A 223-nucleotide genomic window follows, 5' to 3' on the forward strand; every position below is an offset into this window, starting at 1 on the left:
GCACGTGGAATACGAATCGCCGAGCCGCCACTACGCGCACGTGGACTGCCCGGGCCACGCCGACTACGTGAAGAACATGATCACCGGCGCCGCCCAGATGGACGGTGCGATTCTGGTGTGCTCGGCCGCTGACGGCCCGATGCCGCAGACCCGCGAGCACATCCTGCTCTCGCGCCAGGTGGGCGTGCCGTACATCGTCGTGTTCCTGAACAAGGCCGACATG

General features: G+C 66.4%; 1 protein-coding gene. It reads left to right on the plus strand.

Going from position 1 to position 223, the window contains the following annotated elements:
- Window positions 1-223, plus strand: a 223-nt coding sequence (locus WFQ05_RS20535; protein ID WP_337055190.1) for a GTP-binding protein, incomplete at both ends; no start/stop codon positions are given.

The organism is Pseudoxanthomonas sp. USHLN014, from assembly GCF_037153335.1.
GTDB classification, from domain to species: domain Bacteria; phylum Pseudomonadota; class Gammaproteobacteria; order Xanthomonadales; family Xanthomonadaceae; genus Pseudoxanthomonas_A; species Pseudoxanthomonas_A winnipegensis.